We start from the raw sequence: 20306 nt of genomic DNA on the forward strand, positions 1-20306 counted from the left end.
GCGCAGGAAGCCGGCCACCCAGCGCCACTGCGCCGGCTCCAGCCGCGGCCGGAACAGCAGCGGAGCGTCGTCGCGCCACAGCCAGCGCAACACCTGCCACGGCGCGCGCGGATTTGCCCAAGGCTCCGACTGGCTGACCGACAGCTGGCCGCCATTGGCAAAACTGGTTTCCCGCGCCGCGCCGCAGGCGCGCTCCACCACCACCACCTCATGCCCCATCCTGGCCAGGAACCAGGCGGTGGACACGCCCACCACCCCGGCGCCGAGTACCGCCACTCGCATTTTGCCTCCATCCGACAAGACAACGGGCAAGACTGGCTTGCCCGTTCAAGACGTGATGTTAATGGCAATCGCCCGCCGCGGCGACTGTTTTGTCAGACAAACAGTCTATTTTTTGGCGTGTTCATAAACCGTCTTGCCACGCAGATGAAAGTAGTCCGAGGCGAAGTAGAAGTTTTCCGAATGGCCGACAAACAGCAGGCCGTCGGACTTGAGCAGCGGCGCGAAGCGCTTGAGCACTCCGAACTGGGTGTCACGGTCGAAATAGATCATCACGTTGCGGCAGAAGATGGCGTCGAATTGTTTCTTCACCGCCCAGTTGCTTTCCACCAGATTCAGCCGCTGGAAAGTGATCATATTGCGCAGCGCCGCCTTGGCCTGGTAACTGCCGTCCGCCAGCTTGTCGAAGTATTTGACCGCGTGGCCGGCCGGCAGCCTGGCGATCTTGTCGGCCGGATAGATGCCCTTGCGGCCGGTTTCCAGCACACTGGTGTCCAGATCGGTGGCGAACACGCTGATATTCGGCTTGGACATGCCGGGGAAAGCCTCCAGCGCGGTGATGGCCAGCGAGTAAGGCTCCTCGCCGGTAGAAGCCGCCGCGCACCAGATCGCCAACTCGCCGCTGGCCGCTGCCTTTTTCTTCAGATGCTCGGACAGGATGGGGAAATGGTGCTCTTCGCGGAAGAAGAAAGTCAGGTTGGTGGTCAGCGCGTTGACGAACTGCTCGAATTCGCGCTTGCCGCCGATGGACTCCAGGAAATCGACATAGGCGGCGAAACCCGGCAGCTTCAATTCGCGGATGCGGCGCACCAGCCGGCCGTAAACCATGTCCTTCTTGGACGGATTGAGGGCGATGCCCGCTTCTTTGTAAATCAGCTTGCGTATGCGTTCGAAGTCGGCGTCGCTGAAGGCGAACTCGCGGTTGAATTCAATCTTGGGCAATACCACCGGCGGCAGCTTGTTCATGTACGGGATTCCAGCAAAAAGGCCCGGGCAAGTGCCCGGGCCTGGTTCTTACCATGGTCCAGTATCACACCGAGAACGAAGAACCACAACCACAAGTGGTGGTGGCGTTCGGGTTGCGGATCACAAACTGCGAACCTTCCAGGCTTTCCTGATAGTCGATTTCGGCGCCGACCAGGTACTGGTAGCTCATCGGATCCACTAGGAAAGTCACACCCTGGCGCTCGATGGCGGTGTCGTCCTCGTTGGCGATCTCATCGAAGGTGAAACCGTATTGGAAACCGGAACAGCCGCCGCCGGAGACGAAGACGCGCAGCTTCAGGTCGGGATTGCCCTCTTCCGCGATCAGATCCTGCACCTTGGTGCAGGCGCTGTCGGTGAAGTTGATCGGGCACGGCATTTCGGTAGCAGCTTCTGTCATGTGTAACCTCGCAATTCAATCAGGCCGGTATGCGGCCATTCACCCACTATTTTAGTCGGATATCGGGGCGGATGGCGAGCATTCAAGCCCCTGCGCGCCATCAAGGCAACAGCGGCACCACATCCAGCCCATCCTGCTCCGGCAGACCGAACATCAGGTTCATGTTCTGCACCGCCTGGCCGGCCGCGCCTTTGACCAGATTGTCTATCACCGACAATACCACCACAGTGTCGCCCCCCTGCGGCCGATGGACCGCGATGCGGCACAGATTGGCGCCACGCACCGAGCGCGTCTCCGGGTGACTGCCGGCCGGCAGCACATCGACAAAGGCTTCGCCGGCGTAGCGCCGCTCGAACAGCTGCTGCAGATCGATCTCCCTGGACAGGCGGCCGTACAGGGTAGCGTGAATGCCGCGTATCATCGGCGTCAGGTGCGGCACGAAGGTCAGCCCCACCGCGTTGCCCGTCGCCCGGGACAGGCCTTGGCGGATTTCCGGCAGATGGCGGTGGCCGGCCACGCCGTAAGCCTTGAAGGAATCGCCGGCCTCGGCCAGCAAAGCGCCGATTTCACCCTTGCGCCCCGCCCCGGACACGCCGGACTTGCAGTCGGCGATCAGGCTGGACGGATCAATCGCGCCGGCTTCCAGCAAGGGCAGGAAGCCCAGTTGCACCGCGGTCGGATAGCAGCCTGGATTGGCCACCAGCCGCGCGCGGCGTATGGCTTCGCGGTTGACTTCCGGCAAACCGTAGACCGCGTCGGCAATCAGTTGCGGAGCGGCATGCTTGACGCCGTACCATTGCTCCCATTCCTGCACATCCTGGATGCGGAAGTCGGCCGCCAGGTCTATCACCCGCACGCCGGCATCCAGAAGCGCGCTTGCCTCCTGCATCGCGATGCCGTTGGGCGTGGCGAAGAACACCACATCGCATTTCTGCAAACGGGCCTCGTCCGGCGTGGTGAACGCCAGATCGATGCGGCCGCGCAAGCTGGGAAACATGTCGTCGACGCGGATGCCCGCATCCTTGCGCGAGGTCACCGCCGTCACCCTGGCCTGCGGATGCTTGGCCAGCAAGCGCAGCAATTCCACACCGGTGTATCCGGTTCCTCCGACGATCCCAACCTTGATCATGGCCAGCCCTTTACATAAAAAAATGTCGCAAAGGCGACAGTTTAGGCAGCGTAGGCTGTGGCGGCAAGTGCACAGCGGCACAAAAAACAAAAAAACCGCCGGGCCGAAGCCAAGCGGTTTTTTGCGAAAACAGTATCCGGCGAATTAACGCTTGGAGAACTGCTTGGCGCGACGTGCTTTGCGCAGGCCAACCTTTTTACGCTCAACTTCACGAGCGTCGCGGGTCACGTAGCCTGCAGCCGACAGAGCCGGCTTCAGAACTGCGTCGAAGTCGATCAGGGCACGGGTGATGCCATGACGGATCGCGCCGGCTTGGCCGGTTTCGCCGCCGCCAACCACGTTTACTTTGATGTCAAAGGATTCGAGGTTTTCGGTCAGGACCAGCGGCTGGCGGATAACCATGCGACCGGTTTCACGGGCAAAATACTCGTCAACCGGCTTGCCGTTAACGATGATCTGGCCGGAACCCTTTTGCATGAACACGCGAGCAACGGAGCTCTTGCGACGGCCGGTGCCGTAGTAGTATTTACCGTTCATTGTTATGCCTTAAAATCAGATTTCCAGCACTTTGGGCTGTTGGGCGGAGTGCGGATGCTCGGAACCAGAGTACACCTTGAGCTTCTTGATCATGGCGTAACCCAGCGGACCCTTCGGCAGCATGCCTTTTACGGCCTTTTCCAGAACGCGCTCCGGGAACTGGTTTTGCAGTTCGGTGAAGTTGCGCTCGTAGATGCCGCCCGGGTAACCGGAGTGACGGTAGTACTTTTTGTCCAGAGCTTTGGTACCGGTAACACGCAGCTTCTCAACATTCACCACGACGATGAAATCGCCAGTGTCAACGTGAGGAGTGAATTCCGGCTTGTGTTTGCCACGCAGGCGGCGGGCGATTTCGGCAGCAAGGCGACCCAGCACCTTATCGGCGGCGTCGACCACGTACCATTCGCGCTTTACCTCATGCGGCTTGGCAGAAAAGGTCTTCATGGAACTCTTCCATCGTAATTCTTGAAAGTTACGGATTCTAGTGCAGTGGCTGGGTAGCTGTCAAACCCTTGTGACACAACAGATTTCCGCAAGGCGGCAAACGACGGAATCCGGGCGGAAAAACAGACAAAAAAAAAGCGCAACGCTGAGGCGTGTTGCGCCAAGTTCCACCTTAGAAGGAGGATGGAGGAGACAACACCAGGAACGCCACAGTGCGTAACGCCCTGATGCAATACCAATTATCGGTATCCCATCGGGATTAGGCAAGCACTTTTTGTGCAGTGCACGATAAATGCGGTGCGCCAATGACACACCATGTTGCGCAAAGCATGAACCGGCGCGACGGAACCCTCCCGCCGCGCCAGTTTTTCCGCAAAATCAGCGCCTTACAGCTTCACTGCCGCGTCCAGCGCCACTTCCATCATGTCGCGGAAGGAGGTCTGGCGCTCCTCGGCGCTGGTGGCCTCGCCGGTCGGAATAATGTCCGACACGGTCAGAATGCCCACCGCGCGCGCGCCGTACTGGGCGGCCACGCTGTAGATGCCGGCCAGCTCCATTTCGATCACGTTGACCTGCATCCTGGCCAGCACCTCCAGCATGTTCGGCTGCACGCCGTAGAACAGGTCGGCGGAGAACACATTGCCGACGGTGATCTTCTTGCCCTGCTCGGCGGCGGTGTCCACCACCGTGCGCAGCAGGGTGTAATCGGCGATAGCGGCGTAATCGTGGTCGTGGAAGCGCATGCGGTTGACCTTGCTGTCGGTCGACGCGCCCATCGCGACGAACAGCTCGCGCAGCTTGATGTCGGGTGTCACCGCGCCGCAGGAGCCGATGCGGATGATGTTCTTGACGCCGTAGTCCTTGACCAGCTCGGTGGTGTAGATGCTGGCGGACGGAATGCCCATGCCATGCGCCATCACAGACAGTCGCTTGCCCTTGTAGCTGCCGGTGTAGCCGAAGATGTTGCGCACGTTGGTGACCTGCTCGGCGCCCTCCAGGAAGGTTTCGGCGATCAGCTGCGCGCGCAGCGGGTCGCCCGGCATCAGTATGGTTTCGGCGAAGGCGCCATCCTTGGCGTTGATATGCGGGGTTGCCATTCAAGGTCTCCTCTAGAAATCGGTCTGGCCACGGTCCGCGGCGCGGACCGTGAAAATGGGAACGGGCCGCCTAAGCGGCCCGTCATTGCCTGGATCAGTCCAGGAAGGACGTGCCGTAATCCATCGCCGGCAGGCCCAGGTGGCTGGCGACGCTCTGGCCGATATCGGCGAAGGTGGCGCGTTCGCCGATGGCGCCCGGCTTCACCCTCCTGCCGTAACACAGCACCGGGATATGCTCGCGGGTGTGGTCGGAACCGGGCCAGGTGGGATCGCAGCCGTGATCGGCGGACAAGATCAGGATATCGTCGTCGCCAAGCGCCGCCATCACCTCGGGCAGGCGCGCGTCGAACTCCTCCAAAGCGGCGGCGTAGCCCGCGGTATTGCGGCGATGGCCGTAGCTGGAGTCGAAATCGACGAAGTTGGCCATGATGATGGCCGGCTTGTCCTGATGCTGATGCATGGCGGTCAGCGTGGCGTCCCACAATTGGTCGAAGCCGGTGGCCTTGTGCTTGTGGGTGATGCCGACATGAGCGTAGATGTCGGCGATCTTGCCTATCGACACCACGTCGCCGCCGGCGTCGGCCAGCTTCTTCAACACCGTAGGCGCCGGCGGCTCCACCGCCAGATCCTTGCGGTTGCCGGTACGGGCGAACTTGCCCGCGCCCTCGCCGACGAAGGGCCGGGCGATCACGCGGCCTATATTGTAAGGCTCCAGCAGCTCGCGGGTGATCTTGCACAGCTGGTACAGCCGTTCCAGCCCGAAGGTCTCTTCGTGGCAGGCGATCTGGAACACCGAATCGGCCGAGGTGTAGAAGATGGGCTTGCCGCTCTTCATATGCTCCTCGCCCAGACGGTCGAGTATCTCGGTGCCGGAGGCGTGGCAGTTGCCCAGATAGCCCGGTAGCCCGGCCTGCTCGACGATGGCGTCCAGCAGCTCCTGCGGGAAACTGTCGTCGTGGTCGCTGAAGTAGCCCCAGTCGAACAGCACCGGCACGCCGGCGATCTCCCAGTGGCCGGATGGGGTGTCCTTGCCGCTGGAAATCTCCCGCGCGTAACCGTAGGCCGCTTCCGGCGCCGCCGCGTCCATTCCTTCCGGGAAATAGCCCGACGACAGCCGGCAGGCGTGAGCCAGGCCCATCCGCGACAGGTTCGGCAGCTTGAGCGGGCCATTGCGGCCGATATCGGCGCGCCCTGCGGCCGCCTCCATCGCGATATGGCCCAACGTGTTGCTGCCGGTGTCCCCGAACTTGGGCGCGTCGGCCGCCGCGCCTATGCCCAGCGAGTCGAGGATTAATATGATTGCGCGTTTCATGCTGCCTCCCGGGCCTTATTCGCCACGGATGATCTGGTAAACCTGCGGCAGGGTCGCCGGCGCGATTTCATCGATGCGGATGGCGGCCTTGACCCGGCGCGCCGCGTCTTCGAAGCTCGCCTCGTCGGCGGCGTGGATCATCATCAGCGGGGTGTCCCTGGCGATATTCTGACCCAGTTCGACGAACTGCGACAGTCCCACGCGGAAATCCAGCACGTCGCTGGCCAGACGGCGGCCGCCGCCCAGCGCACACACCGCCATGCCGATGCCGCGGGTGTCCATCGCACCCACGAAGCCTGCCTTGTCGGCGTATACCGGGCGCACGATGGGCGCGGGCGCCAGATGGCGGTCGTAGTTTTCCATGAAATCCACCGGGCCGCCCAGCGCGGTCACCATGCGGCCGAAGATCTCGGCGGCGCGGCCGGAATCCAGCGCAGCCTGCAGCTTGGCGCGGGCGTCGGCGTCGTCCTGCGCCAGCTTGCCGCCGATCAGCATCTGGCTGCACAGCGCCATCGTCACCTCGTGCAGGCGCGGGTTGCGCTCGTCGCCCTTCAGGTAGCGCACCGCCTCGCGGGTTTCGATGCTGTTGCCGGCGGTGGAGGCCAACGGCTGGCTCATTTCGGTGATCAGCGCGGTGGTGGCCACGCCGGCGCCGTTGCCCACCTTGACGATGCGGCTGGCCAGCTCGATGGACTTCTCCATCGTCGGCATGAAGGCGCCGCTGCCGGCCTTGACGTCCATCACCAGCACATCCAGGCCGGCCGCCAGTTTCTTCGACAGGATGGAGGCGGTGATCAGCGCGATGGACTCGACCGTGGCGGTGACGTCGCGGGTGGCGTAGAAGCGGCGGTCGGCCGGCGCCAGGTCGGAAGTCTGGCCGATGATGGCCACGCCGATCTCTTTCACCACCTGGCGGAACCGCTCCGGCTCCGGAAACGGGTTGTAGCCCGGAACCGCCGACAGCTTGTCCAGCGTGCCGCCGGTGTGGCCCAGGCCGCGGCCGGAAATCATCGGCACGAAGCCGCCGCAGGCGGCCACCATCGGCCCCAGCATCAACGACACCACGTCGCCAACGCCGCCGGTGGAGTGTTTGTCCACGATGGGGCCGGGCAGGCCCAGGTCCTGCCACTGCATGCGGCGGCCGGAGTCGCGCATCGCCAGCGCCAGGTGGACGTTCTCGTCCAGCTCCATGCCGTTGAAGTAGATGGCCATCGCCAGCGCGGCGATCTGGCTGTCGGCGACGCTGTTGTCAGTGATGCCGGCGACGAACTGCTGGATGTCCTGCTGCGACAACATCAGGCCGTCGCGTTTTTTACGAATGATTTCTTGCGGCAAAAACATGGCAATTTCCCTGTCTGAATCCCCTCGCCGTCGCGGAAGCAAACGGCAATGGGCGATGCGGCCGGGAAATCGCCCGGCCAGAGTGCGGTCAGCCCGCGTATGAGGTGCGGATCAGTAGCCGCTGGTCTGCTTGGCCACGCCGCCGGCGATCTCGATCTGCAGATTGGCCAGCAGGCTGGAGGCGCCGAAGCGGAAATGGCGGGCGCTGACCCAGCCATCGCCCAGCAGGCGCTCGGCCAACGCCAGGTAGTTTGAGGCCTCGGCCGCGCTCTTCACCCCGCCGGCGGCCTTGAAGCCGCAGGCCCCGCCGGTTTCCTTGATCACCGTCAGCATGGTCTCGGCGGCCTCAAGCGTGGCGTTGACCGGCACCTTGCCGGTGGAGGTCTTGATGAAGTCGGCGCCGGCGCGGATGGAGATTTCGCTGGCCGCGCGGATCAGCGCCGCGTCCTTCAGTTCGCCGCTCTCGATGATGACTTTCAGCAGCTTGCCGCCACAGGCCTCCTTGCAGGCCCGCACCAGCTCGAAGCCGATGTCGCGGTTGCCAGCCATCAGCGCGCGATAGGGGAACACCACGTCCACCTCGTCGGCGCCGTAGGCGATGGCGGCGCGGGTCTCGGCCACCGCGATGGCGATGTCGTCATTGCCGTGCGGGAAGTTGGTGACGGTGGCCACCTGCACTTGCGGGCAGCCGGCTTCACGCAGCGTCTTCTTGGCGATGGGCACGAAGCGCGGGTAGACGCAGACGGCGGCGACGGTGCCGTCCGGGCTGTTGGCCTTGCGGCACAAGGCGATCACTTTTTCGTCGGTATCGTCGTCGTTGAGGGTGGTCAGGTCCATCAGCGACAGGGCGCGGCGTGCGGCTTCAATCAATGCAGACATGGTCTATCTTTCTCGAAATGCGGCCAATGGATAAAAACCGCCGCCGGCATGACAGCGGTTTGCCAAAGGCAATGACATGGATTATGAAAATTTCTTCACATGAAAGCAAATCGCAAACAAGCGGGACTTGCTTAAACGCAAACCACCCGGCATCGCCATCACGGCCCCGGAAAAGCCAAACCGGCCGAAACGCCCGACAGATGGGCATCGCAGCCGGCTTGGCGGCACAGAACGTCAAACCCGGCGCGCTTCCTGCACGCCGGACAGTTCCATCAGCCGCGACAGCACCCGGCTGATGTCCTGTACATTGCGCACCTCAACCGTCAGGCGCAGCTTGCTTCGCAAATCGCGCGACAAGGTGTTCACGCCTATCAGATTGAGCTTTTCGCGCGACAGGGTGTCGGACAAGTCGCGCAGCAGGCCCGGCCGGTCCTGCGAGATCACTTCGATGTCTATCGGGAACACACTGTTCTTCAGCTTGCCCCACTCCGCCGCGATCAAGCGCTCCGGCACTTCCTGCGACAGCTTCTTCAGCGTGATGCAGCTGCTGCGGTGGATGGAGATGCCGCGCCCCTTGGTGACGAAACCCATCACCTGGTCCGGCGGCGCCGGCTTGCAGCACTTGGCCAGCACCGTCATCAGATTGTCCACCCCCTCGATCAGCACGCCGCCCGTATCCGGCCCACCCTTGCTGGCCTTGACCAGGCTTTCCGGCAGCACCTCCACCGAGGGCGGCGGCGCGAAGCTGCTGATGGCGTTGGCCACCGCGCGGGTAGTCAGCTCGCCGTGGCCCAGCGCGCCGTACACCTCCTCCAACTTGTCGTAGCCCAGCTTTTCCGCCAGCTGCTGCAGGCTGGGCTGGATGTGCGGCCGGCGCGAAAGCTCGCGCTCGAACAGCGCCTTGCCGGTTTCGCGCACGGTGTCGGCGTTCTGCAGGCGGATGTACTGGCGGATGCGTGAGATGGCGCGATGGCTCTTCACCCAGCCGTCGTGCAGCCAGTTCACCGACGGCCCGCCTTCTTTCGCCGTCAGGATTTCCACCCGCTGGCCGTTTTGCAGCGGCGTCGACAAGGGCACGATCTGGCCCTCAACCTTGGCGCCGCGGCAGCGGTTGCCTAGGCCGGAATGGATGGCGTAGGCGAAGTCGATCGGCGTGGCGCCTTGCGGCAGCGCCAGTACCCGGCCCTGCGGCGTCAGCACGTAGATGGTGTCGGCGAACAGCTCGGTCTTGAACGCCTCGGCCAGTCCTTCGCGGTCGGACATCTCCTCGCGCCAGTCCAACAGCTGGCGCAGCCAGGAGATCTTTTCCTCGTAGGCGGCGTCGCCCTTGCCGCCTTCCTTGTAGCGCCAGTGCGCGGCCACGCCGAACTCGGCGTGCTCGTGCATCTCGAAGGTGCGGATCTGCACTTCCAGCGCCTTCTCTTCCGGGCCGATCACCGCGGTATGCAGGCTGCGGTAGTTGTTAGCCTTGGGATGGGAGATGTAGTCGTCGAACTCGCCGCGTATCGGCTGCCACATGCCGTGGATGATGCCCAGCGCGGTGTAGCAATCCGGCAGCTTGTCCACCAGGATGCGCACCGCGCGGATGTCGTAAAGCTCGGTGAAATCGAGCTTTTTCTTCTTCATCTTCTTCCAAATGGAATAGATGTGTTTGGGCCGGCCGGCCACCTCGGCCTTGACGCCGGCCTTCTTCAACTCTTCGCGCAGGATGTCCAGCACCCGCTCGATGTAGTCGATGCGCTCCAGCCGCCGCTCGTCCAGCAACTTGGCTATCTTCTTGTAGGTGTCCGGCTCGGTGTGTCTGAGACCCAGGTCCTCCAGCTCCCACTTGATCTGCCATACTCCCAGCCGGTTGGCCAGCGGCGCGAACAGCTCCAGCGTCTCGGTGCCGATGCGGCGGCGCAGCGCCTCGTCCGGCACCTGGGCCAGGTAGTGCATGGTCTGGGTGCGCCAGGCCAGCTTGATCAGCACCACCCGGATGTCGGCCACCATCGCCAGCAGCATCTTGCGCATGGTCTCGGCCTGGCGCGCGCAGTCTTCCGGCGTGGCCATCTTGTCGATGCGCGCCAGCTCGGTGATGCGGCGCACACCGCCGACGCCATCCACCAGCATCGCCACCGTGGGATTGAAGGCGTCGCTCAGCCACTGCTGCCAGTCCGGTTTGAGGTCCGGCACGGCGAACATCAAGGTGGCCACGATGGCGTCGGGCAGCAGATTGAGGTCGGCGACGACCGCCGCGGCGGCCACCGCGTGGGTGAACAAATCCTCGCCGGTGGCGGGGACGGTCTTGCCCGCGTACAGCTCCCGCGCGGCGTCGAAGGCGCGCGCCAGCAGCGCGCCATCCTCGGCGGGGAAGGCGGCGGACATATGTTCCAGCCAACGCGCCGGATCGGCGGCGTCGGCCAGAGTATCGGCAACGGTGCGGACTACGGAAACCATATCTGTCTATCTGGACGGACCTGCCGTCTTAACCATGGCTGGGCGGACGCATCCGTCCGGCCATCGGGTTTGCCACACGGGCAGGGTCTAGCCCGCCCTCGTCAATCGGCCGACGCTAGCCTCAGCAGCAAGCGCCTCACCGGCGCCGGCACGCCGGCATCGACAGCCTGATCAATCTGCAGCCACTGGCCGTCCGGCTCGGAGGCTCCCGCGGCCCGCAACGCGTCCAGCCTTGCCGGCTGGGGCGTGATGATCAGGCGAAAATGGGTGAATACATGCTCCAGCTCCGGCCAGGCCGGCAGCAGATCGCCTGCGCCCCGGCGCTGCAGCCAGTCTTCCGCCGCGAAGGTGGTGTCGAACTCCGGCAGCGACAGCAAACCGCCCCAGATCCCGGTGGGCGGCCTGCGCTGCAGCCACACCTTGTCGCCATGGCGCGCCAGCAGCATCACCGTCTGCCGCACCGGCTGAATCTTTTTCGGCCGTGGCACAGGCAATTCGCCGGTGCGCCCCTCGCGCGCCGCCACGCAGCCGTCCGCCATCGGACAGACGCCGCAGACCGGCTTGCCGCGGCCGCACACGGTGGCGCCCAGGTCCATCAAGCCCTGCACATAGGGGCCAATGTCGCCGTCGCGCTCGGGCAGCAGGCCTTCGGCCAGCGTCCACATCCGCTTTTCCACCGCCTTGTCGCCGGGGAAGCCTTCCACGCCGAAGCAGCGCGCCAGCACCCGTTTGACATTGCCGTCCAGAATGGTTTCCCGGCGGCCGAAGGCAAAGGCGGAAATCGCAGCCGCAGTGGAGCGTCCGACGCCGGGCAGCCGCTCCAGCTGTTCGCGCTCGGGCGGGAAGCTGCCGCCGAACTCGGCCATCACCATCTGCGCCGCCTTGTGCAGATTGCGCGCCCTGCTGTAGTAGCCCAGGCCGCTCCATTGCGCCAGCACGTCGTCCACCGGCGCGGCGGCCAGGCTCGCCACATCGGGAAAGCGGGCCAGGAAGCGCGGGTAGTAATCCAGCACGCTCTTCACCTGAGTCTGCTGCAGCATGATCTCGGACAGCCATACCCGGTAAGGGTCGCTGACCTGCCAGGGCAAGTCATGGCGGCCGTGCAGCCGCTGCCAGTCCACCAGGCGGGTGGCAAAATTGCTGTGCAGCATTGCAATCCATTATCCAATCGAACCGATCATGTTAGCGGAAAGCCCGAGCATCACCAAGCAGGCGGCGGCTAAATACGTTAAAATTAAAGGATTACTTACAAGTTTGATCATTTCGAGGTCGTTTCAATGTCCAGTTTCCGTTCCCGCCAGCGCGCCAACCAGCGCCGCGATTTAACCAGCCGTGAACGCTCGGCCAACTCGCCGGCTGGCGGAAACCAGAACCCGCCCTCCGCCGGCGACAAGCCGCCGCGTTTCGAAAAACGCCACGACGCCAGCAATCCGCGCGCGCCCTACTCCGGCCAGCGGCCGGGACCGGGCAAGCCCGACTGGAAGCAGCAGCCGCGCCAGGGCGAGCGCAGTTTCGACAAGCGCGGCCCGGACCAACGGCCACCGCAAGAGGGCGGCTTCCAGGACAAGCGCTACGACCGCGACCGCGGTCCTTCCGGCCGCAAGCCGATGCCGGCGGATAACGGAGCCGAACGCGCGCCGGCCTTCCGCCGCGAAGACCCGTCGCAGGACAAGCGCTACAGCCGCGACCGCGGCCCATCCGGCCGCAAGCCGCTGCATACCGACGACGCGCCGCGACAGTTCAAGCCGCGCGCCGAAAGCGACAAGGCGCAGTGGCAGCGCCGCGACGACAACAGCCCGCGCCAATCTTTCGGCAAGCCCGAGGGCGAGCGCGACAGCCGTTTCCGCCGCGACGACAAGCCGCAATGGCAAAACCGCGACGACCGCGCGCCGCGCAACGACCGCCCCCAACGCGACGACAATGGTCCGCGCAAACCCTTCGGCAAGCCCGAAGGCGAGCGCGACAGCCGCTTCCGCCGCGACGACAAGCCGCAATGGCAAAACCGCGACGACAATGGTCCGCGCAAACCCTTCGGCAAGCCCGAAGGCGAGCGCGACAACCGCTTCCGCCGCGACGACAAGCCGCAATGGCAGCCGCGCGAGGACCGTCAGCTCGACGCCCGCGCCGAGCGCGCCCCGCGCGACGAAAACGCCCCGCGCAAGCTGTTCGGCAAGGCCGAGGGCAGCAGCGACACCCGCCCGCCGCGCGAAGACAAGCCGCAATGGCAGCCGCGCGAAGACCGCCATGAGCGCGCGCCGCGCAATGAAAACGTCCCGCGCCAGTCCTACGCCGACCGCGACAACCGTTTCCGCCGCGACGACAAACCGCAATGGCAGCCGCGCGAGGACCGTCAGCACGACGCCCGCGCCGAGCGCGCGCCGCGCGACGAGAACGCGCCGCGCAAGCCGCTGTTCAGCAAACCATCCGCCGAACGCGACAGTGTCGAGCGCGACAACCGCTTCCGCCGCGAGGACCATCACGACGAGCGCCCGCGCCAGCACCCGTCGCAAGGCCTGCAACCGTTCGGCGACAGCCACCGCGTAGACAGTCCGGAGCGCCGTCAGCAGTTTGACCAGCGCCGCCACGACAAGCCGCAATGGCAGACCACCGGCAACAAGCCGGAAATCACCGTCACCGGCCGGCTGGACAGCAAGCTGGCGCTGTTCGCGCCCTGCCCGCGCGGCCTGGAGCAGCTGCTGGCCGACGAACTGCTGGCGCTGGGCGCAGGCGACATCGCGCCGGCCGACGGCGGCGTGGCCTTCGGCGGCGACGCGCGCCTGATGATGGCGGTCAACCTGCACTCGCGCACCGCCAGCCGCGTGCTGCTGCGCCTGGCGCACGGCCCCTATCACGCCGAGCAAGACATCTACCGCCTGGCGCTGAGCGTGGACTGGCCGCGCTGGTTCGACGTATCGCGCACCATCAAGCTGAAGGCCGACGGCATTGCTGCCCAGGTCAAGAGCCTGGATTACATCGCGCTGACGGTTAAGGACGCGATCTGCGACCGCTTCCGCCAGGCGCAGCTGGGCCGCCCCAATGTCGACACCCGCGCACCGGACGTGCGCGTCAACGTGTTCCTCACCGCCGACACCGCCACCGTTTACCTCGACACCAGCGGCGAGCCGCTGTTCAAGCGCGGCTGGCGCGAAGAGGCCGGCGAAGCGCCGCTGCGCGAAAACCTGGCCGCCGGCATCCTGATGCTGGCCGGATACGACGGCGACAAACCGCTGATCGACCCGATGTGCGGCAGCGGCACCTTCCTGGTGGAGGCTGCCGACATCGCGCTCAACCGCGCGCCGGGCCGCAACCGCCGCTTCGGCTTCGAAGCGCTGGCCAGTTTCGACCAGGTGGGCTGGGAGTCGCTGCAACTGGCCGCCCGCCAGGCGGAAAAAGCGCCGGCCGCGCTGGACATCCGCGGCTCCGACCGCGACAAGAAGATGATCGCCATCGCCCGCGCCAACCTGGAGCGCGCCGGCCTGTCCGGCCTGGTGGAAGCCAAACCCGACGACATCCTGGACGTGCGTCCGGGCGCAGAGGCCGGCCTGATCGTCAGCAACCCGCCCTACGGCGTGCGCCTGGACGAACTGGACCAGCTGGCCGAGTGGTATCCGCTGCTGGGCGATTGGCTGAAGGCTCATTTCGCCGGCTGGACCGCCTGCCTATTCAGCGGCGACCTGCGCCTTGGCAAGCTGATCCATCTGTCGCCCAAGCGCCGTACCCCGCTGTACAACGGCTCGCTGGCCTGCCGCCTGTTCGTGATCAATATGGTGGAAGGCAGCGCCCGCAAGCAGAAGAACGACGACGCAGAAGCGGCCGGCGCCGAATTGCCCGGCGAAGAGCTGTAAGCGCCGCCCGCCTAGGCCCATGCCGCTCCGCCCTCAGGGCCGGGCGGCATTTTTCTTGGCCGCCGCTGGTTAAAGAAACCATAAAAACAGCTAATTTTCAGTCGCATCCGCGCTCGCGGCCACTCCAGCGGCATGAGATAATCACGGCCGAAACCACCTTCAAGCGCGCCGCCATGCAAACCTCTTTTCTATCCGCCACCATCCTGCTGATCCTGATCACCGATCCGCTGGGCAATATCCCGCTGTTCATCTCCGCGCTAAAGCAGGTGAAGCCCGAACGCCGCAAGCGGGTGGTCTATCGCGAATGCCTGATCGCCTTCCTGGTGCTGACCATCTTCATGCTGTTCGGGCGTAATTTCCTGGAATTGATGCACCTGACCGACGAATCGATGCGCATCGCTGGCGGCGTGATCCTGTTCCTGATCGCCATCAAGATGATCTTCCCCGGCGAAGGCAGCGTGTTCGGCGGCGACAAACTGCACGGCGAACCCTTCATCGTGCCCATCGCCATTCCGCTGATCGCCGGACCGTCGGCGATGGCCACCGTGCTGCTGCTGTCCACCCGCGAGCCGGGCCGCATGCTGGAGTGGATGGGCGCGCTGACCATCTGCATGCTGGTCACCACCGTCACCTTCCTGTTTTCCAGCCGGCTGCAAAAACTGCTGGGCGAACAGGCGATCACCGCGCTGGAGCGGCTGATGGGCCTGGTGCTGACCGCCATCTCGGTGGAGATGCTGCTCAGCGGCTTCGCCTCCTATCTGAAGCAGCTGCACTGAGCCTATTCATAGCGGATACGCCGTCAGGGTTATCCCGGATAGGGATATCGACAATGCTCCCGGCTTGAGTCAGTTGTTAGCATCGGATGCAAATGGGCCAACAAGAGTCCGCATTCCATGCCATCAACGCCAGTCGGGACAACCATGCAAACCAAGACTCCGTTCTATTCGCGCCTCTACGTGCAGGTGCTGATCGCCATCGCGCTGGGCGTGCTGCTGGGCAGCTTCATGCCTGATTTCGCCGCCAAGATGAAACCGCTGGGCGACGCCTTCATCAAGCTGATCAAGATGCTGATCGCCCCCATCATCTTCACCACCGTGGTGGTGGGCATCGCCAAAATGGGCGATATGAAGGAAGTCGGCCGCGTCGGCGTCAAATCGCTGCTGTATTTCGAAGCGGTGACCACGCTGGCTCTGGTGATCGGCCTGGTGGTGGTCAACCTGCTGCAGCCCGGCGCCGGTCTCAACATCGACCCGCACACGCTGCACGCCAAGGACATCGCCAAGTACACCGCCGGCGCCAAGGACATGAACACGGTGGACTTCCTGCTGCACATCATTCCGGACAGCGTGGTGGGCGCGTTCGCCAGCGGCGAGATCCTGCAAGTGCTGACTTTCTCGGTACTGCTGGGCCTGGCGCTGACCAAGATGGGCGACAACGGCAAGAACATCGTCCACATCCTGGACGAGTTCTCGCACGCGCTGTTCGGCGTGATCAATATGCTGATGAAGCTGGCGCCGATCGGCGCCTTCGGCGCGATGGCCTTCACCATAGGCAAGTACGGCATCGGCTCGCTGAAGCAGCTGGGCTTCCTGATGGCCTGCGTCTACCTGACCTGCTTCGCCTTCGTCTTCATCGTGCTCGGCGCCATCGCCCGCCTCTCCGGCTTCAGCCTGTGGCGCTTCCTGGTCTACATCAAGGAAGAAATCCTGCTGGTGCTGGGCACCTCGTCGTCGGAATCGGCGCTGCCCGGCATCATGAAGAAGCTGGAAAACCTGGGCTGCGCCAAGCCGGTGGTCGGCATGGTGGTGCCCACCGGCTACTCGTTCAATCTGGACGGCACCTCCATTTATCTGACCATGGCGGCGATCTTCATCGCCCAGGCCACCAATGTGAACCTAAGCCTGGGAGAAGAGCTGGCCATCATCGGCGTGCTGCTGCTGACCTCCAAAGGCGCGGCGGCGGTGACCGGCGGCGGCTTCATCACCCTGGCGGCCACGCTGGCGACGCTGGGCGGCAAGCTGCCGGTGGAAGGCCTGGCGCTGCTGATCGGCATAGACCGCTTCATGTCGGAAGCGCGCGCCATCACCAACCTGATCGGCAACGGCGTGGCCACCGTGGTGATCGCCAAGTGGGAAAAGGCGCTGGACGTGCCGCGGATGCAGCAAGTGCTGAACGGCGAGACGCCGCCGGCAAGCGCCGCAGCCTCGCCCCCGATCCCGCTGCCCGAGCCGCTGCCGCAGACGCGCTGAAGCCACACCCGCCGCCAGGCGGTTTTTTTGTTGCATCTAGAAGCAATCGCTTGATTTTGCCTTGCTCTCGTCCACGATGAAAAATATGGAGGAGGCCTATATGAGCGATTTTTGGCTGCAATACGGCGACGAAATGTTGCCGGTCATCGGCGATTTTCCGCGAGTCGGCGACTATCTGCCCAGTTTCATGCTGGTGGACGATCATAAGCGCGACGTGGCGCTGGAGAGCTTCGCCAATGCGCCCAAGCTGATCCTGACCCTGCTGTCGGTGGACGAAGACGAACATGCCGGGCTGTTCCTGCTGCGCGAAACCCGGCGCTTCACCGAACGTTGGCCGCACCTGAAGCTGATCGTGATCACGGTGGACTCGCCATCGTCGCTGGCGCGGGCGCGCCAGGAACACGGCCTGCCACAGGTGGCGCTGCTGTCCACGCTGCGCGGGCGCGACTTCCACAAGCGCTACGGCGTGCTGATTGCCGAATTCCCGCTCAGCGGCTACACCGCGCCGGCGCTGCTGCTGGCCGATGGCGACAATGTGGTCTACTACGCCGAACGCCTGATCAATACCCGCGACTTCTTCGATTTCGACACCGTCAACACGCTGCTGCAGGATGCCGAACAGAAAGCGCTGGAAGCGGAAAGGGAGGCCGAGGAAAGCCGGCTGATACTGGAGGCGGAGCGGGAGCGAGGAACCGAGCGGCTGATCGAGAAGGTCAAACAGATACAGCCCGCTCCGCCCGATGGCAGGGAGCCCAACTGATCCCGCGCCAGTCCAGGCAAAACAAAACCGCCCGTCGCCGGGCGGTTTTTCACTGATGGACCGACGGCCGACGAATCAGCTGTTCAGTTCCTTTGCCAGGTACAACCAGGTTTCCACCACGGTGTCGGGGTTGAGGGACACGGTTTCGATGCCCTCTTCCACCAGCCACTTGGCGAAGTCCGGATGGTCGGACGGGCCCTGGCCGCAGATGCCCACGTACTTGCCCAGCTTGCGGCAAGCCTGGATCGACATGTGCAGCATCGCCTTGACCGCCTCGTTGCGCTCGTCGAAAGTGCTGGCGATCGGGCCGCCGGAGTCGCGGTCGACGCCCAGCGTCAGCTGGGTCATGTCGTTGGAGCCGATCGAGAAGCCGTCGAAGTGCTGCAGGAATTGCTCGGCCAACACCGCGTTGGCCGGCAACTCGCACATCATGATCAAGCGCAGGCCGTTGTCGCCGCGCTTGAGGCCGTTTTCCGCCAGGATTTCCACCACTTTCCCGGCTTCGGCCAGGGTGCGGACAAACGGGATCATCACTTCCACGTTGGTCAGGCGCATCACGTCGCGCACCTTCTTGATGGCGCGGCATTCAAGCTCGAAACAGTCGCGGAACGACTCGGCCACGTAGCGCGCCGCGCCGCGAAAGCCGATCATCGGGTTTTCCTCGTGCGGTTCGTACAACTGGCCGCCGATCAGGTTGGCGTACTCGTTGGACTTGAAGTCCGACATGCGCACGATGACCTTCTTCGGCCAGAACGCCGCGGCCAGCGTGGACACGCCTTCGGCGATCTTGTCGACGTAGAAGTCCACCGGGCTGGCGTAGCCGGCGATGCGGTCGGCGATCACGGCCTTCAGTTCCGGGGCCTGCTTGTCGAACTCCAGCAGCGCTTTGGGGTGGATGCCGATCTGGCGGTTGATGACGAATTCCATCCGCGCCAGGCCGACGCCTTCGTTGGGCAGCTGGGCGAAGTCGAACGCCAGTTCCGGGTTGCCGACGTTCATCATGATCTTTACCGGCGCCTTGGGCATCTTGTCCAGTTCCAGATCGATGATTTCCACGTCCAGCAGGCCGTCGTAGATGTTGCCGGTGTCGCCTTCGGCGCAGGACACCGTCACTTGCATGCCAGCCTTCAGCACGCGGGTGGCGTCGCCGCAACCGACCACGGCCGGGATGCCCAGCTCGCGCGCGATGATGGCGGCGTGGCAGGTGCGGCCGCCGCGGTTGGTGACGATGGCGGCGGCGCGCTTCATCACCGGCTCCCAGTCGGGATCGGTCATGTCGGTCACCAGCACGTCGCCCGGCTTGACCTGATCCATCTCCGACGCGTCGCGGATGGTGCGCACGGTGCCCTGGCCTATCTTCTGGCCGATGGCGCGGCCTTCGCACAGGATCTCGGACTTGCCGTTCAGACGGTAGCGGCGCAGCGTGTCCTTGCGGTCTTCCTGCGACTTAACCGTTTCCGGACGCGCCTGCAGGATGTACAGCTTGCCGTCCACGCCGTCGCGGCCCCACTCGATGTCCATCGGGCGGCCGTAGTGCTTCTCGATGATCAGCGCGTAGCGGGCCAGTTCGGCCACTTCGTCGTCGCTGATCGAGAACTGCTTGCGCAACTCCGGCGCCACATCCACGGTCTTGACCGAGCGGCCAGCCTGGGAGGCGTCGGTGAACTCCATCTTGATCAGCTTGGAGCCCATGGTCTTGCGCAGCACCGCCGGCCGTCCGGCCTGCAGCGTCGGCTTGTGCACATAGAACTCGTCCGGGTTCACCGCGCCTTGCACCACGGTTTCGCCCAGGCCGTAGGAAGCGGTGATGAACACCACGTCCTCGAAGCCGGATTCGGTGTCGATGGTGAACATCACGCCGGCGGCGCCGGTATCCGAGCGCACCATGCGCTGCACGCCGGCGGACAGGGCCACCACGTCGTGGGCGAAGCCTTTGTGCACGCGGTAGGAGATGGCGCGGTCGTTGTACAAAGAGGCGAAGACGTGCTTCATCGCGTCCTTGACGTTGTCAAGGCCGCGGATATTCAGGAAGGTTTCTTGCTGGCCTGCGAACGAGGCGTCGGGGAGGTCTTCGGCGGTGGCGGAAGAGCGGACGGCCACCGAAATGTCGGCGCCTCCGGCATCGGCCACCATCTGGTCCCAGGCCTCCTTGATGTCCGCGTCCAGCTTGGCAGGGAACGGGGTATCGATGATCCACTGGCGGATTTCCTTGCCGATGCGGGCAAGTTCGCTGACATCGTCGATATCCAGCTTGGCCAGCGCGGCGCTGATCTTGTCCGCCAGGCCGTTATGCTGAAGAAAATCGCGATAAGCCTGAGCGGTGGTGGCGAAGCCACCCGGTACCCGCACGCCGGAACCGGCCAGCTGACTGATCATTTCACCGAGAGAGGCGTTCTTGCCGCCTACCTCTTCCACGTCGGTCATGCGCAGCTTCTCGAACCAGATGACGTAGTTCTCTGCCATCACTTCACTTCCTGTGTTGGATTGGGACGATAGGGCCGCATTCTAGCCGAATTACGTGCCAATTGCGTAGCAACTTTTGCACTGCACAAGATTTTATGCGACAAGAAAATTGTTTAATCCAATACAATCAAATGGTTGATCCGCAAAC

17 protein-coding genes are annotated in these 20306 nt (G+C 64.1%); 4 read left to right on the forward strand and 13 right to left on the reverse strand.

Annotation, left to right across the window (positions count from 1 at the left end):
- The 12 genes from BI344_RS17520 to mutY form a co-directional block, all read right to left on the reverse strand.
- The coding region (locus tag BI344_RS17520; RefSeq protein ID WP_139167070.1) for an FAD-dependent oxidoreductase at positions 1-282 on the reverse strand (282 nt) is incomplete at its 3' end.
- A 105-nt stretch (positions 283-387) separates the two neighbouring features.
- Positions 388-1245: a CheR family methyltransferase gene (locus BI344_RS17525; protein ID WP_071114134.1), complete on the reverse strand. Its 858-nt coding sequence runs from the start codon at positions 1243-1245 to the stop codon at positions 388-390.
- A 64-nt stretch (positions 1246-1309) separates the two neighbouring features.
- Positions 1310-1642: an iron-sulfur cluster insertion protein ErpA gene (gene erpA, locus BI344_RS17530; protein WP_420837174.1), complete on the reverse strand. Its 333-nt coding sequence runs from the start codon at positions 1640-1642 to the stop codon at positions 1310-1312.
- 121 nt (positions 1643-1763) lie between these two features.
- Positions 1764-2792, reverse strand: coding sequence for an N-acetyl-gamma-glutamyl-phosphate reductase (gene argC, locus BI344_RS17535; protein WP_071114136.1), 1029 nt, complete (start codon positions 2790-2792; stop codon positions 1764-1766).
- 144 nt (positions 2793-2936) lie between these two features.
- Positions 2937-3329, reverse strand: a complete 393-nt coding sequence (gene rpsI, locus BI344_RS17540) for a 30S ribosomal protein S9 (RefSeq protein WP_043576582.1) — start codon at positions 3327-3329, stop codon at positions 2937-2939.
- Positions 3330-3344: 15 nt separating this feature from the next.
- Positions 3345-3773: a 50S ribosomal protein L13 gene (gene rplM / locus BI344_RS17545; protein WP_071114137.1), complete on the reverse strand. Its 429-nt coding sequence runs from the start codon at positions 3771-3773 to the stop codon at positions 3345-3347.
- Between the two features lie 386 nt (positions 3774-4159).
- Positions 4160-4870: a purine-nucleoside phosphorylase gene (gene deoD / locus BI344_RS17550; RefSeq protein ID WP_071114138.1), complete on the reverse strand. Its 711-nt coding sequence runs from the start codon at positions 4868-4870 to the stop codon at positions 4160-4162.
- Between the two features lie 94 nt (positions 4871-4964).
- Positions 4965-6182 (reverse strand): phosphopentomutase, encoded by a 1218-nt coding sequence (locus tag BI344_RS17555; protein WP_071114139.1) that lies wholly within the window; start codon positions 6180-6182, stop codon positions 4965-4967.
- A 15-nt stretch (positions 6183-6197) separates the two neighbouring features.
- The gene (gene deoA / locus BI344_RS17560; protein WP_071114140.1) at positions 6198-7523 is read right to left on the reverse strand and encodes a thymidine phosphorylase; all 1326 of its coding nucleotides are present in this window, start codon (positions 7521-7523) and stop codon (positions 6198-6200) included.
- Between the two features lie 111 nt (positions 7524-7634).
- Positions 7635-8402 carry a deoxyribose-phosphate aldolase gene (deoC, locus tag BI344_RS17565; protein ID WP_071114141.1) on the reverse strand — a complete coding sequence of 256 codons (768 nt, stop codon included), beginning with the start codon at positions 8400-8402 and terminating at the stop codon, positions 7635-7637.
- 234 nt (positions 8403-8636) lie between these two features.
- Positions 8637-10841 carry a RelA/SpoT family protein gene (locus BI344_RS17570; protein ID WP_071114142.1) on the reverse strand — a complete coding sequence of 735 codons (2205 nt, stop codon included), beginning with the start codon at positions 10839-10841 and terminating at the stop codon, positions 8637-8639.
- Positions 10842-10942: 101 nt separating this feature from the next.
- Positions 10943-11989, reverse strand: coding sequence for an A/G-specific adenine glycosylase (gene mutY, locus BI344_RS17575; protein ID WP_083338942.1), 1047 nt, complete (start codon positions 11987-11989; stop codon positions 10943-10945).
- Between the two features lie 129 nt (positions 11990-12118).
- Here mutY and BI344_RS25995 point away from each other — a divergent pair, with 129 nt between their 5' ends.
- The 4 genes from BI344_RS25995 (at position 12119) to BI344_RS17595 (ending at position 17695) form a co-directional block, all read left to right on the forward strand.
- Positions 12119-14686: a THUMP domain-containing protein gene (locus tag BI344_RS25995; RefSeq protein ID WP_071114144.1), complete on the forward strand. Its 2568-nt coding sequence runs from the start codon at positions 12119-12121 to the stop codon at positions 14684-14686.
- 173 nt (positions 14687-14859) lie between these two features.
- The gene (locus tag BI344_RS17585) at positions 14860-15462 is read left to right on the forward strand and encodes a MarC family protein (RefSeq protein ID WP_071114145.1); all 603 of its coding nucleotides are present in this window, start codon (positions 14860-14862) and stop codon (positions 15460-15462) included.
- 144 nt (positions 15463-15606) lie between these two features.
- Positions 15607-16935: a dicarboxylate/amino acid:cation symporter gene (locus tag BI344_RS17590; RefSeq protein ID WP_071114146.1), complete on the forward strand. Its 1329-nt coding sequence runs from the start codon at positions 15607-15609 to the stop codon at positions 16933-16935.
- 100 nt (positions 16936-17035) lie between these two features.
- A complete protein-coding gene (locus BI344_RS17595) occupies positions 17036-17695 on the forward strand; it encodes a redoxin family protein (protein WP_071114169.1) in 660 nt (219 codons plus the stop codon).
- Between the two features lie 75 nt (positions 17696-17770).
- Here the strand turns inward: BI344_RS17595 and ppsA are convergent, their stop codons facing one another.
- Positions 17771-20158, reverse strand: coding sequence for a phosphoenolpyruvate synthase (gene ppsA / locus BI344_RS17600; RefSeq protein ID WP_071114147.1), 2388 nt, complete (start codon positions 20156-20158; stop codon positions 17771-17773).
- Positions 20159-20306 lie beyond the last annotated feature (148 nt).

Source organism: Chromobacterium sphagni (assembly GCF_001855555.1).
Classification (GTDB): domain Bacteria; phylum Pseudomonadota; class Gammaproteobacteria; order Burkholderiales; family Chromobacteriaceae; genus Chromobacterium; species Chromobacterium sphagni.